The 13,145-nt window shown below is 70.1% G+C and carries 10 protein-coding genes; 6 read left to right on the top strand and 4 right to left on the bottom strand.

What is annotated here, in order from left to right; genetic code table 11:
- Window positions 1-32 precede the first annotated feature (32 nt).
- Together AB0I38_RS07695 and AB0I38_RS07700 are read left to right on the top strand one after the other, a co-directional pair.
- Entirely contained in the window at window positions 33-878 is an 846-nt protein-coding gene (locus AB0I38_RS07695; RefSeq protein ID WP_358463615.1) for a TetR/AcrR family transcriptional regulator, read from the top strand.
- Window positions 879-889: 11 nt separating this feature from the next.
- Complete coding sequence (locus AB0I38_RS07700) at window positions 890-1,540, top strand: GNAT family N-acetyltransferase (RefSeq protein ID WP_358463618.1); 651 nt, start codon at window positions 890-892, stop codon at window positions 1,538-1,540.
- 199 nt (window positions 1,541-1,739) lie between these two features.
- On the opposite strand, the gene AB0I38_RS07705 is transcribed toward AB0I38_RS07700, so the two are convergent.
- The 4 genes from AB0I38_RS07705 to AB0I38_RS07720 form a co-directional block, all read right to left on the bottom strand.
- Window positions 1,740-3,236 (bottom strand): NADH-ubiquinone oxidoreductase-F iron-sulfur binding region domain-containing protein, encoded by a 1,497-nt coding sequence (locus AB0I38_RS07705; protein WP_358463620.1) that lies wholly within the window; start codon window positions 3,234-3,236, stop codon window positions 1,740-1,742.
- A gap of 28 nt (window positions 3,237-3,264) precedes the next feature.
- Complete coding sequence (locus AB0I38_RS07710; RefSeq protein WP_358463622.1) at window positions 3,265-4,044, bottom strand: ferric reductase-like transmembrane domain-containing protein; 780 nt, start codon at window positions 4,042-4,044, stop codon at window positions 3,265-3,267.
- 265 nt (window positions 4,045-4,309) lie between these two features.
- Window positions 4,310-5,716, bottom strand: coding sequence for a DUF1996 domain-containing protein (locus tag AB0I38_RS07715; protein ID WP_358463625.1), 1,407 nt, complete (start codon window positions 5,714-5,716; stop codon window positions 4,310-4,312).
- Window positions 5,713-6,357 (bottom strand): DUF4142 domain-containing protein, encoded by a 645-nt coding sequence (locus tag AB0I38_RS07720; RefSeq protein WP_358463628.1) that lies wholly within the window; start codon window positions 6,355-6,357, stop codon window positions 5,713-5,715. The genes AB0I38_RS07715 and AB0I38_RS07720 overlap by 4 nt, the downstream gene beginning before the upstream one ends.
- 108 nt (window positions 6,358-6,465) lie before the next feature.
- Here AB0I38_RS07720 and AB0I38_RS07725 point away from each other — a divergent pair, with 108 nt between their 5' ends.
- The 4 genes from AB0I38_RS07725 (at window position 6,466) to AB0I38_RS07740 (ending at window position 13,102) form a co-directional block, all read left to right on the top strand.
- The gene (locus tag AB0I38_RS07725; RefSeq protein WP_358463630.1) at window positions 6,466-7,020 is read left to right on the top strand and encodes a sigma-70 family RNA polymerase sigma factor; all 555 of its coding nucleotides are present in this window, start codon (window positions 6,466-6,468) and stop codon (window positions 7,018-7,020) included.
- Window positions 7,020-7,217 (top strand): zf-HC2 domain-containing protein, encoded by a 198-nt coding sequence (locus tag AB0I38_RS07730; protein WP_358463633.1) that lies wholly within the window; start codon window positions 7,020-7,022, stop codon window positions 7,215-7,217. The genes AB0I38_RS07725 and AB0I38_RS07730 overlap by 1 nt, the downstream gene beginning before the upstream one ends.
- An 84-nt stretch (window positions 7,218-7,301) precedes the next feature.
- Window positions 7,302-8,105, top strand: coding sequence for a tryptophan 2,3-dioxygenase (locus tag AB0I38_RS07735; RefSeq protein WP_358463636.1), 804 nt, complete (start codon window positions 7,302-7,304; stop codon window positions 8,103-8,105).
- Between the two features lie 38 nt (window positions 8,106-8,143).
- The gene (locus AB0I38_RS07740) at window positions 8,144-13,102 is read left to right on the top strand and encodes an NAD-glutamate dehydrogenase (protein ID WP_358463639.1); all 4,959 of its coding nucleotides are present in this window, start codon (window positions 8,144-8,146) and stop codon (window positions 13,100-13,102) included.
- Window positions 13,103-13,145 lie beyond the last annotated feature (43 nt).

The following is a 13,145-nucleotide window of genomic DNA, read 5'->3' on the forward strand; positions in this document are numbered from 1 at the left end:
GCTGCTAACACGTTTCTGTTATCGTCGATACCATGAGTGAACGGACGGCCAGGGAGCGGATCGTGGCGGCGGCCGCCGACCTGCTGACCGAGGGCGGCAGGGAGGCCGTGTCCACCCGCTCGGTGTGCGCGGCCGCCGGTGTCCAGGCGCCGACCATCTACCGGCTGTTCGGCGACAAGCAGGGGCTGCTCGACGCGGTCGCGAGCCACGGCTTCGCCACCTACCTGACGGCCAAGACCGCCCGGCGGCCGAGCGACGACCCGGTACGCGACCTGCGCCACGGCTGGAACCTGCACGTCGAGTTCGGTGTCGTCAACCCCGCCTACTACACGCTGATGTACGGCCAGGCCCGCCCCGGCGCCGAGCCGCCCGCGGCGCGTGAGGCCGCCGCCATCCTGCGCGGGCTCGTCAACCGCGTCGCCGAGGCGGGCCGCCTGCGGGTGCCCGTGGAACGCGCCGCCCAGATGATCCACTCGGCCGGCTGCGGGGTCACGCTCACCCTGATCGCCACCGAGCCCCGGCACCGCGATCCCGAGCTGTCGCCGCTCACCCGCGAAGCCGTGCTGGCCGCCGTGACGACTCCCGCTCAGGGCGGGCCGGGGCCGTCCGAGGCCACCGGCTCACTGGCGCGCGGCGCGATCAGCCTGCTGGCCGCGCTGGACGCGCCGCCGAGCCCGCCTGGGCGATCCGGACCGGCCGGGTCGTCTGGGTCGCCGGGGCCGGGGCCGGGGTCGCCCGGGTCGTCTGGGCCGGCTGGATCCTCCGGACCGCCGGGCGTCGGCCTGCCGTTGTCGGCCGCCGAGCGCGGTCTGCTCATCGAGTGGCTGCACCGCATCGCCGACCCGGAAAAGGAGAGGCGTCCCGCTGAGCGGTGGTGAAACGATGCGGTATGCGTAACTGGCCGCTGTTCGACCTGTCCGTGACCACGCCGAGGCTGGAGCTGCGTTACCCCTCGCTCGCCGACCTCGACGAGCTGGGAGAGCGGGCGGCCGAGGGCGTGCACGACGAGGAGACCATGCCCTTCCTGTTCCCGTGGAGCGACGCCGGGCCGGCGGAGCGGGCCAGGAGCACCGTCCAGTACCACTTCCGGCAGTGGGCCGAGTTCGGACCGGCAGCCTGGTCCATCGATCTGGTGGCCGTCTTCGAGGGCCAGATCGTCGGCACGCAGGGGTTCTCGGCGGCCGACTTCCTTGTCATGCGCGAGGTCGGGTCGGGGTCCTGGCTGGGCCGGCGCTTCCAGGGGCTCGGCCTCGGCACCGAGATGCGCGCGGCCATGCTGCATCTGGCCTTCGCGGGACTGGGCGCCGAGTACGCCACGACGGAGGCGTTCGTGGACAACCCCGCCTCGCTCGCGGTCACCGCGAAGTGCGGCTACCGCGACGACGGCGTCACACGCCACCTCCGCCGGGGCGAACCGGCGGTCATGCGGCGGTTCCGCCTCGCCCGTACGGACTGGAAGCCGCTGGACGGCGTCCGGATCCACGGCCTGGAACCCTGCCTGCCACTGTTCGGTCTGGAAGGACAGCAGCAGGCCGGGTGAAACGGCCCCGGCCCGGCCACAGGCGGGCACCGCCCGCCCGGGCACTGTCCCGGGCGGGCGTCGAGCAGTCGGTGGTGGCCACGGAATCGCCCGGTCCGCCCGGGGCACGCCGGTGGTGGCCACGGGATCGCCCGGTCCGCCCGGGGCACGCCGGTGGTGGCCACGGGATCGCCCGGTCCGCCCGGGGCACGCCCGGTGGTCAGCCTGTTTTCACCATCGTGGCCTCGGCCAGGCGCAGGGCCAGCGCGGGGCACATGTCGACCGCCCGCCGCGCCTCCTTGGCCATCCAGCCCGGCACGGTGTTGAAGGACGGGAAGCCGTAGTCGTCCAGGGTGACGAACTCCGGCAGCAGATGCGCGCACAGGCCGTGGCCCTGGCAGCGGGTCCAGTCGACCTCCAGGCGATACTCCGGCTCGTCCTCCTGCTCGGGCAGCGGCAGCACGCCGCGCACCGGCCGGCCGCACGAACCGTAGTCGCGGTGCAGCGCGATGTCGGCCTCGAACGCCTCCAGCGCCGACAGCACGAACCTGGCCGTGCCGTCCGGATGGAAGCAGGCGCCGCGGCGTTCGACGGCCCGGACGGCACGCCGGATGGCGTCCTGCGAGCCGCTGCCGTCGGTCAGCGCGAGCATCTGCCGGGCGATGTCCGGCAGGCCGAGCCGGCACGGCCCGCACTGGCCGGACGACTGCGCGGCCAGGTAGGCGGTGACCCGGGCCGCCTCGCCCAGCGGGCAGGTGTTCGCCCCGAGCGGCACCACGATCCCGGCGCCCAGCTCACCGCCGGCCTTCTTCATGCCCTCGCGTGAGATCACCGCCGAGACGGCCGTCTCCGGGCTCAGGAACGCGCCGTGATAGCCGCCGATCAGCACGCCGTCGCCGGGCTCCGCGTCGCACAGGTCGAGCACGTCGGCCAGCATGGTGCCGGTCGGCGCCTCCACGACCGCGTTGGTCGCGGCCCCGCCGCTCACGCTGAGCAGCACGGTGCCGGGCTCCCTGCTCGTGCCGACGTCGGCGTACTTCTGCGGTCCCAGTTCGGCGAGCAGGGCGAGCTGCGCGTACGTCTCGGTGTTGGACAGGAGCGTCGGCAGCCCGTTCACCCCGCTCGTGCTGGCGCGGCGCTTGCGGCCGGGAGGCACCGCCTCCTCGCCGTTCACGGCGCGGACGAGCGCGCCGCCCTCCCCGGAGATGAACCTCTCCTGCAGGCCGACCACCCGGATCCGGAGGTGGCTCTCCTTGGCGCCCGCCACGTTGGCGGCGCGCCGCTCGGCCACGGCGGCGGAGATCGACGCCTCGGCCAGCTCGCCCGCGACGGTCGCGACGACCACCTCGCGGGCGTTCAGCGCCTCGGCCGCGAGGATCGCGCCGTCGAGCACCTGGTGCGGGGTGCGGACGAGCAGCATGGCGTCCTTCGAGCTGGCTGGCTCGCCTTCGGCGCCGTTGACCAGCACCACGCTCTCCTTGGCGCCGGCGGCGTCGGCGACCGCCCGCAGCTTGCGGCCGAACGGGAACGCCGCTCCGCCCCTGCCTCGCATGTCCACCTCGTTCACCTGGGCGATGAGGGTGCCGACGTCCTGCGCGACCGGCTGGCCGTGCAGGGTGCGGTGAGCCGGCAGGTCCAGCCGCCGGGTGTGGTCGAGCCCGGCGGTCAGCCGGGCGGGACCCAGGCGTAACACGCTCGGTGCTTTGTGCGGGATCACGACTGCTCCTGGATGTCGAGGTGGGGGGTCATCCCGCCTCCCGGAACTTGCGCCGGGCGGCGTCGAGGCTCACTGGAGCATTGATCTCTTCGGGGCGTTCGATCGGCGAGTTGTCGACCTCGAGCAGGCCGACGGGCTCCGGCATGGCAGGCGGCCTGCGCAGTGTGGCGAGCACGCGAACGAGCAGGGCGGAGCCGACCGCCACCAGGCAGGCCACGTACGACCAGGTCACCCAGCCCGCGGCGGGCCGGCCGGCGGTCAGCCCGTGCAGGATCGCCACCGGCCAGGCGAGGTAGGACCCGGCGTGCAGGATCCGCCAGAGCCAGGGCTTGCCCGTTACGGCGAACCGCCCGCGGACGATGCCCGTGATGATGATCAGGACCATCATGTCGGCCGCCAGCGTGCCGAACCCGATCCAGATCCCCGCCACCGGGAGCACGGCCGCGGCCGGCGGCACGTGCCCGAGACTGATCATGAGCGTCACGTGCGTGACGAGGTATGCCAGGCCGATCGCGGCGGTGGCCCGGTGCGCGAGTTGCGCCCGGACCCGGTTGGCGGGGGAGAGGAAGACCTTCTCGGTGGTGAGCAGGCCGAGCGCGACGGTCGCGGTCAGCAGCACGAGCGCGAACACGCCCGCGTAGAACTCGAGGAAACCCACTCCGCGGCCGAGCAGCGCCATACCGCTGTTGGTCAAGGTCAGCGCGAACGCCGACAACAGCAAGGCCGCGATCGAGGCGCTCACCCCTAGCCGGACGTTGCGCGTGTCCAGCTTCGTCGGGGCGTGCAGGGGGTGTCGTCTGTGGAGCATCGGTTTCGTTTCCCTCCAAGGTCGGGTGAGGGTGCGACTCGGGAGGGTCGGGCTTGTCTTGCTCCGCGCCCGACCGGCTTCGCCCGTCCGGTCCCGTCTGCCCGGACCGCCGCCTCCGGCGAGCCGTCGGGCCGGGCCCCTCGGGACGGGGGCCCGGCCGTCTCGGCGCGAGCCCAGAGGGGCGGGCTCGCGGTGCCGGTGCGGCGGGAGGGTGGTGTGGGCAGGCGGGACCGGTGCGGTTCGGGAGAAGGGGCCTGGCCAGATATCAGCAGCGGCGGCCCCTGTTGATGCAGTTGACCACGAAGGACATCAGCCTGTCGGGCATGACGTTGGCGAAGTCGGCGTGGTCGGTAACCGGGTTGTGAAGTTGTTCAGGGAATGCGTCCAGGGCGTATGACGGACCCTGGGGCACCGTGTAGGTGAGCGTCATCCGGAGTTGCGGAACCGCTCTGGTGCCCTGCGGGCAGGCGCCACCCTCGCCTGGGAAGACGATGTGCGTGCGGTGGTTGGCGCTGTCGGTGTTCTGACCGTCCCAGCAACTGGGGAAGTCCAGAATACGGGCGACCTGGCTGCCGCGTGGGCAGAGCGGGTATTTGGTAGTAATCCGGTTGTTGAAGCCGGTGCACGTCCACGCGGCGCGGGCGTTGGCCCCGCCGTTCGTGGCGGCCTTGGCGTCACCGGTGATGATCCGCAGGAACCTCGGCATCGCGCTCACCCGGCTGGTCGCGTTGCCCCTGAACTGGAGCGTCACGGAGCGGGGCCGGAGCACCTGGCCGACGTTGCCGTCCGGGTCATCGGTGTTGACGTCCACCTTGCGGTCGCGCAGCACCGGCCAGAAGTAGGTCGACCTGTCGCCGAGCCGGCAGGTGGTGCCGGAGGCGGCCAGGCTCTCGTCGGTCGAGAACGCGTCCGTGGACAGGTTGCCCACGTAGTCGTGCAGGTGGTGCGCCCCGTTGCTCACGCCGGGGGCGACGATGAAGTTGTCCGGGTTGTTGTGCCCGTTGCGGTTGGTGCCGCAGGCCGACACGAACGTGCCGCGGGAGCCGTTCCGGCCGCGCCGGCCGTCGAACTGGTTGGACGGCTGGACCTGGCGGATGTCGATGAAGTCGGTCACGAACGGGCCGAGGTCGGCGCACTCGTTGTGCTCCTCGTCCTCGCCGGAGTTGGTCGGAGACGGCGACGAGGTGGCGGTCCGCGTCGGCTGCCCGGTGGGCCGCTCGGTGGGCTGCTCGGTGGGCTGCCGGCTGGCGGTCGGGCTCGGCGTCGGCGTGTTCCGCCGGCGGGAGAACGGCTGCGCGGACTCGGCCGGCGCCTGCTCCTGCGCCTCCTCCTCGGGCTGCGGGGCGGGTTCGAGGGCGCCGCCGCCCGAACCCTGCTCTCCGGTGTTCTCCTGACCCGTGTTCTGCTGCTGGTCGTCCCGCTGTTGCTGGTCGCCGCCGTCCTGGCCGTCGGGGGCTTGGCTGGACTGGTCGTCCTGGCCGTCCGGAGCCTGCGTTTCCTGCCCGCGCCGCTGCTGTTGCTGCTGGGACTGCGTGGGCGAGGCGGTGGCCTCGGCCGGGTCGCAGTGATCCGCAAGCGCCGGACCGACGCCGATGACGGCCGCGGACACCAGCCCGCCGGCCACGACGGCCAGGGCGGACACGGCCGCGGCCATGCGTCTGGAACTGCTCATGGTTGTCTCCTAGGATCGACCGCCGCGGGGGCGGGTGGAGTGGCCGATGGAGTCGGGGGCTCGGGGAGCTGGTCGTAGTCGACCAGCCCGGTCGACTCGAGCAGCGTCATGTGTTTCATGACGACGTTCACCGCGTGCTGGCTGAACTTCCTGATCTCGCTGTTGCGGGTGCCCGCTCGTACGCCAGCGACGACGGAGAAGACCTTGCCGTGGGCGGCACGCAGCAGGTTCGCGAAGTCCCGGTCGAAGGCAGGGCCGCTCTCGGCGGCCAACTGGGCCATCCAGCTCTGCTGTTCGGGACTGGGCTCGTCCGGCAGGGCGACGCCGAGCCGGGCGGCGTACTGGCGGGTGACCGCGTCCAGTTTGGTGTGGTCCTCCACCAGATGCGCCCCGACGTCCTTGACGCGTTGGGACTCGGCGCGCTCCGCGGTCCACCGGCCGGTGGGAATTTCCCACAGGCCCGCCTGACGTACCTTGACCAGGAGGTCGCGGTCGGCCGGCCCGAGCGGGCCGGAGGGCAGCACCGTCCACTCCGCGGACGCCGACGTGCTCATGGGGGGCATGACCAGCAGGATCGCGACCGCTGCGGCCACGGCGAAGGCGCCGAACATGAGGACTTCGCCACGCAAAAGCCTGTGCATGATCGGAGGTACGCGGGTTTCTCCGGGCCGGTTCACTCTTCAACCGGAATAGTCAGAAATGACTGGAGTTATCGGAGTGGCTACCGGACTGATAACGAAGGTGTAAAGATGTGCCCCGTGCTAGGTCACCTCGATGGCAGATTCGAGAGTGCGGATGCCGAGGCTGAGCATCGCATCACGGCGCTCTACCAGGAGTTCGGCGGCCCTCTGCTGCGCCACGTACGCAAGTCGACCGGAAACGATCTGCAATGGGCAGAAGACGTCGTACAGGAGACGATCGTCAGAGCCTGGCGTAACTCGGCAAGACTGCAATGGGAACCGGGCCTCATCTGGGCGTGGCTACTGACCGTGGCCCGTCGCATTGTGATCGACGGACGTCGGCGCAAGAGTGTTCGTCCTCATGAGGTCGAGCCACCGGAAGTCGACATGCTCGCGGTCCCAGACGGGTCAGACCGAGCGTTATCGGCGATGGTCGTCGCCGACGCACTGCGCAATCTGTCAGAAGAACACCGCGAAGTCATTGAACAGACCTACCTCCGGGACCGTACGATAAGTGAAGCGGCGGAGATTCTGGGGATCCCGCCGGGCACGGTGAAGTCCAGGCTCTACTACGGGATCAGGGCTCTCCGTGTGCTTCTGCGGGACAAGGGGGTAGCCGGGTAATGCACGAAGGGGTGGCGGCCTACGTTCTCGGCGTCCTCGACGAGGACGAGCACGAGGCGTTCGAACATCACCTCGACACGTGCACTTCCTGCCAGGCCGAGCTCAAGGAACTGGTCGATGTTCCCGGCCGGCTCGACGAGCTCAGGCACTTTCCCTCCGCCTCCGAAGACGACCCTCCGATGTCCATGTCGCGTTGACGTATCCGCCCTTTTCGGGTGGTATCGGTACTGCAACGCGTTCGCCCGGTCAACGACGACCGGGCGAGTTGGGGGAGGTGTTCGGTGGGGTCCAACCCTGATGCGGCCATCCCCTCTGACAGGCGGTTCGGTGAGGAAGGCGGCCGCCTCTCCTACGGCGAATACCTCAGCCTCCCCGGCCTGCTCTCCCAGCAGCGACCGCAGTCCGAGGCGCCCGACGAGCTGCTCTTCATCACCATCCACCAGGTCTACGAGCTCTGGTTCAAGCTCCTGCTCCATGAGCTGGAGGTCGCCCGCGACGCCATGTTCGCGGGAGAGCTCTGGCAGGCCAGGCACCTGTTCCGCCGGGTGCACACGGTGGAGAGGGTGCTGATCGAGCAGGTCGACGTCCTGGAGACGATGACCCCGCAGGACTTCCTGGAGTTCCGCGCGAAGCTGGCCCCGGCCAGCGGGTTCCAGTCGGTGCAGTTCCGGGAGCTGGAGTTCCTGTCCGGCCTGAAGGACCCCCGCTATCTCGGACGGCTGCGGGACGCCACGGGCGACGAACTCGCCAGGCTGCGCCGTCGGCTGGATGAACCCACCTTGTGGGATGCTTATCTCACCGCCCTCTCCCAGCGTGGCCTGCCGGTCTCAGACGACGAGATCATGGGCTCGCTGCTGTCCGTGGCGAGGGACCGCAGGTCGTACGACGACCTGTGGCAACTGGCCGAAGATCTGCTGACGCACGACGAGACCGCCGCTCAGTGGCGGACGCGACACGTGCGGATGGTCGAACGGCAGATCGGCACCAAATCCGGCACCGGCGGCTCGACGGGCGCCCCCTACCTGCACGGTAGGACCGGCCTGCACTACTTCCCGCAGCTGTGGGAATTAAGAGCCTGCCTATGAACATGTATGGCAAACCCTCACAAAGGAGTGAGAGCGAAATGCCGCTCGACGAGGCCAAGGACGAGCTGCTCCAGAGAGTCGCGCAGCAGTGCGCGGCCGGCAGCGACCATGTGAGCCCCGAGGAAGCGCTGTCCTACCTGCGGATCTACTACCGTCACGTCGCCCCCGACGACCTGTTCGATCGCGACCCGGTCGACGTGTACGGCCCAGCGACGTCGCAGCGGCAGCTCGCCGAGATGCGCCCGCAGGGCCGAGCGGTGATCCGGGCCTTCACGCCCACCCTGGAGGACAACGGCTGGGACCCGGGACACTCGGTGGTGGAGGTCGTCACCGACGACATGCCGTTCCTCGTCGACTCGGTGACGATGGAGCTCGACCGCCAGGGCATCGGCACCTACCTGGTGGTGCACCCCCAGATGCGGGTCCGCCGCGACCTGACGGGCCGGATGCTCGGCCGTGGCCAGGAGGACGTCACCGGCCAGATGCAGGTCGAGTCGTGGATGCACATCGAGATCGACAAGCAGTCCGACCCCGGTGTGCTCAAGTCGCTGGAGGCCGACCTGCAGCGGGTCCTGGCCGACGTGCGCCACGCGGTCGAGGACTTCGCCAAGATGCGCACCCAGGCCGTACAGACCGCCGAGGACCTGTCGGTCAACCCGCCGCCGCTGGAGCCCGCCGAGGTCGAGGACAGCCTCCACCTGCTGCGCTGGCTCGCCGACGGGCACTTCACCTTCCTCGGCTACCGCGAGTACCGGCTGGAGGCCACCGAGCAGGGCGACGCGCTGCGCGCGGTGCCCGGCGCGGCGCTCGGCATCCTGCGCGACGACAAGATCGGCTCGTCCAGCTTCTCCGTGCTGCCGCCCGAGGTGCGTGCCAAGGCGCGCGAGAAGCGCCTGCTGATCATCACCAAGGCCAACTCCCGGGCCACCGTCCACCGCTCCGCCTACCTTGACTACATCGGGGTCAAGCTGTTCTCGCCCGAGGGCGAGGTGATCGGCGAGCGCCGTTTCCTCGGCCTGTTCACGCACGTGGCCTACAACGAGTCGATCTCCCGGATCCCGGTGCTGCGGCGCAAGCTGGGCGACGTGCTGGAGCTGGCCGGGCTGGCGGCCGAGAGCCACGACGGCAAGGATCTGATCCAGATCCTGGAGACGTTCCCGCGCGACGAGCTGTTCCAGATCTCGGTCGAGCAACTGCTGCCGATCGCGCTCGGCGTGCTGCGGCTGCGCGAGCGCAAGCAGGTCAAGCTGTTCCTGCGCCGCGACGACTACGGCCGCTTCATCTCCTGCCTGATCTACCTGCCGCGCGACCGCTACACCACGCAGGTACGGCTGAGGATGCAGGAGGTGCTGCTCAAGGCGCTGGGCGGCACCACGCTCGACTACAGCGCGATGATCGGTGAGTCGGCCCTGGCCCGGTTGCACGTGGTCGTCCGCGGCGAGCGGGGCAGGCAACTGCCCCAGCCCAAGGTCGACGTCGAGGAGCTGGAGGCGCGGCTGGCCGCGATCACCCGCTCGTGGGGCGACGACCTGGCCACGGCGCTGTCCGAGATGGCCTCCGAGGAGGAGGCCCCGGTGCTCATCAAGCGCTACCAGTCGGCCTTCCCCGAGGGGTATAAGGCGGACTTCCCGCCCAAGGTGGCCGTGGCCGACCTGCGCCGCCTGGAGCGCCTGTCCGGCGCCTCCGACGACGAGATCGAGCTCAACCTGTACGAGCCGTACGACGCCGCAGAGGGGGAGCGGCGGCTGAAGGTCTACAAGGTGGGCTCGCCCATTTCGCTGTCGAAGGCGCTCCCGCTGATCCAGCGGCTCGGTGTGGAGGTCGTGGACGAGCGGCCCTACGAGATCGACACGGACTATGAGCAGCGAGCCGGGGCGGAGAGAGCGAGGAACGAAGCCAACGGAGGCCCGAGGGAGCGCGACCATGAGCAGGCTCCCGCCACCAGGAATGCCTGGATCTACGACTTCGGGCTGCGGTTCACGCCGTCGGCCGAGGTCGACCGGAACGACTTCAAGCGGCTCTTCCAGGACGGGCTCACCGCGCTGTGGAAGGGCGAGGTCGAGGCTGACAACTTCAACGCGCTCATCCTGCGCGCCGGGCTCACCTGGCAGCAAGCCGAGATCCTGCGGGTCTACGCCAAGTACCTCCGCCAGGCCGGCACCACCTTCTCGCAGCGCTACATGGAACGCGTGCTGCTCGGCAACGTGCGGCTGGCCCGGCTGCTGGTGCGTCTCTTCGAGGCGCGGCTCGACCCCCGGCGCTCCGACGACGTGCGGGCCGACCTGGTCGAGGCGCTGCACGAGGAGATCCTGGGCGCGCTCGACGCGGTCGCCTCGCTGGACGAGGACCGGATCCTGCGGGCCTACCTGGAGATGATCCAGGCGACGCTGCGCACCAACTACTTCCAGACCGCCGACGGGCCCGGCTCTGCTCGCCGCAAGCCGTACATCTCCCTGAAGTTCGACCCGCAGGCGATCAGCGTGCTGCCGCTGCCGCGGCCGAAGTACGAGATCTTCGTGTACTCACCGCGGGTCGAGGGCGTGCACCTGCGCTTCGGCAACGTGGCCCGGGGCGGGCTGCGTTGGTCGGACCGAATGGAGGACTTCCGGACGGAGATCCTCGGCCTGGTCAAGGCGCAGATGGTGAAAAATACCGTCATCGTGCCCACTGGGTCTAAAGGTGGATTTGTCGTCAAGCGTCTGCCGCAGTCCGGTTCGCGGGAGGACCTGCTGGCCGAGGGCGTCGACTGCTACCGGATGTTCATCTCCGGCCTGCTCGACGTCACGGACAACCTCGTCGACGGCAAGATCTCGCCGCCGCCCGACGTCGTACGGCACGACGGCGACGACCCCTACCTGGTGGTGGCCGCCGACAAGGGCACCGCGACGTTCTCCGACATCGCCAACGCCGTGTCCAAGCAGTACGGCTTCTGGCTCGGTGACGCCTTCGCCTCCGGCGGCTCGATCGGCTACGACCACAAGGCCATGGGCATCACCGCCCGGGGCGCCTGGGAGTCGGTCAAGTACCACTTCCGCACAATGGGCGTCGACGTGCAGAACACCGACTTCACCGTGGCCGGCGTCGGCGACATGTCGGGCGACGTGTTCGGCAACGGCATGCTGCTGTCCCAGCACATCCGGCTGGTGGCCGCCTTCGACCACCGCCACATCTTCGTCGACCCCTCGCCCGACGCGGCCCGCTCCTACGCCGAGCGGCGGCGGCTGTTCGAGCTGCCCCGCAGCTCCTGGACCGACTACTCCGACAAGCTCATCTCGGCGGGCGGCGGTGTCTTCCCGCGTACGGCCAAGTCCATCTCCATCACGCCGCAGATGCGTGAGGTGCTCGACCTGCCGGCGGGCGTCGCCTCGATGGCGCCCAACGACCTGATCAGCGCCATCCTGCGGGCGCCCGTCGACCTGCTGTGGAACGGCGGCATCGGCACCTACGTCAAGGCCGGCGTCGAGTCCAACACCGACGTGGGCGACAAGGGCAACGACGGGCTCCGGGTCAACGCCGGGGAACTGCGCTGCAAGGTCATCGGCGAGGGCGGCAACCTGGGCCTCACCCAGCTGGCCCGGATCGAGTTCGCGCGCGACGGCGGCCTGATCAACACCGACTTCATCGACAACTCGGCCGGCGTCGACACCTCCGACCACGAGGTGAACATCAAGATCCTGCTCGACCAGGTCCTGCGCGACGGCGACCTGACCGACAAGCAGCGCAACCAGGTCTTCACCTCGATGACCGGCGAGGTCGCCGACCTGGTGCTGCGCGACAACTACGCGCAGAACGTGGTGCTGGCCGCGGCCAGCACCCAGGCCGTGGAGATGCTGCACATCCACTCCCGCTACCTGCGCAAGCTGGAACGCGACGAGCTGCTCAACCGCGACCTGGAGTTCCTGCCGTCCGACAAGACGCTGGCCGAACGTCGCCAGGCCAGGCTCGGCCTGACCCAGCCCGAGTTCGCCGTGCTGCTGGCCTACACCAAGCTGGGGCTCGACGCCGATCTGCTCGGCTCCGACCTGCCCGACGACCCCTACCTGGCCTCCTGGCTGGTGTCGTACTTCCCGTCGGCGCTGCGCGACCGGTTCAGGACGTACATGGACGCCCACCCGCTGCGCCGCGAGATCATCACCACCGGCGTGGTGAACGAGCTGGTCAACTCCATGGGCACCACGTTCATGTTCCGCTTCGCCGAGGACACCGGCGCCTCGGCGCCCGACATCGTCCGCGCCTACCTGGTCGCCCGCGAGGTGTTCGACCTGTCCGGCTTCTACCGCCAGGTCGAGGCCCTGGACAACCAGATCGACACCGACACGCAGATCGCCATGCTGCTGGAGGGCCGCAAGCTGGCCGAGCGCGGCACCCGCTGGCTGCTCATCAACCGGCGTCCGCCGCTCGACCTCGCGGGCTCGGTCGGCTTCTTCGTCAAGGGCGTGGACGGCCTGCTCGCGCACATGCCGAAGCTGCTGGGCGGCCCCGACCTGGCGGCCTTCGAGGAGCGCCGCGACTCGTTCGTCGCCAGGGGAGTGCCGGTCGAGATGGCCGAGCGGGTGGCGGCCATGGTGCCCGCCTACTCCACCTTCGACCTGGTGGAGATCTCGTCGCTGACGAGCCGCCCGGTCAACGAGGTGGCGGAGGTCTACTTCGATCTCGCCGAGCGCCTGCAACTGGCCCGGCTCAGAGAGCGCGTCATCGCGCTGCCCCGCGACAACCGGTGGAACTCGATGGCCCGCTCGGCCCTGCGCGACGACCTCTACGCGGCCCACGCCTCGCTCACCCGAGACGTGCTGACCCACAGCACCCCCGGCCTGTCGCCGGAGGACCGCCTGGCCCACTGGACCGAGGGCAACGCGGCCGCCGTAAGACGCTCGCGGCAGACGCTGTCGGAGATCTGGGAGAGCGACACGTTCGACCTGGCCACCCTGTCGGTCGCGCTGCGCGCGATCCGCACCCTGGTGGCGGCCAGCACGCTGCCTCCCCACGCGGTGGCCTGACACCTCGTCCGGTACGGCGAGGCGCGCGGCGGTGATCTCCGGG

Origin of the sequence: Nonomuraea cavernae (assembly GCF_040655715.1) — a bacterium.
Classification (GTDB): domain Bacteria; phylum Actinomycetota; class Actinomycetes; order Streptosporangiales; family Streptosporangiaceae; genus Nonomuraea; species Nonomuraea cavernae_A.

Excerpts from the sequence above, each read along its gene's own strand:
- AB0I38_RS07695 (WP_358463615.1), top strand. The coding sequence starts at position 33 with ATGAGTGAACGGACGGCCAGGGAGCGGATCGTGGCGGCGGCCGCCGAC.
- AB0I38_RS07700 (WP_358463618.1), top strand. The coding sequence starts at position 890 with ATGCGTAACTGGCCGCTGTTCGACCTGTCCGTGACCACGCCGAGGCTG.
- AB0I38_RS07710 (WP_358463622.1), bottom strand. The coding sequence starts at position 4,044 with ATGCTCCACAGACGACACCCCCTGCACGCCCCGACGAAGCTGGACACG.
- AB0I38_RS07715 (WP_358463625.1), bottom strand. The coding sequence starts at position 5,716 with ATGAGCAGTTCCAGACGCATGGCCGCGGCCGTGTCCGCCCTGGCCGTC.
- AB0I38_RS07720 (WP_358463628.1), bottom strand. The coding sequence starts at position 6,357 with ATGCACAGGCTTTTGCGTGGCGAAGTCCTCATGTTCGGCGCCTTCGCC.
- AB0I38_RS07725 (WP_358463630.1), top strand. The coding sequence starts at position 6,466 with ATGTGCCCCGTGCTAGGTCACCTCGATGGCAGATTCGAGAGTGCGGAT.
- AB0I38_RS07730 (WP_358463633.1), top strand. The coding sequence starts at position 7,020 with ATGCACGAAGGGGTGGCGGCCTACGTTCTCGGCGTCCTCGACGAGGAC.
- AB0I38_RS07740 (WP_358463639.1), top strand. The coding sequence starts at position 8,144 with ATGCCGCTCGACGAGGCCAAGGACGAGCTGCTCCAGAGAGTCGCGCAG.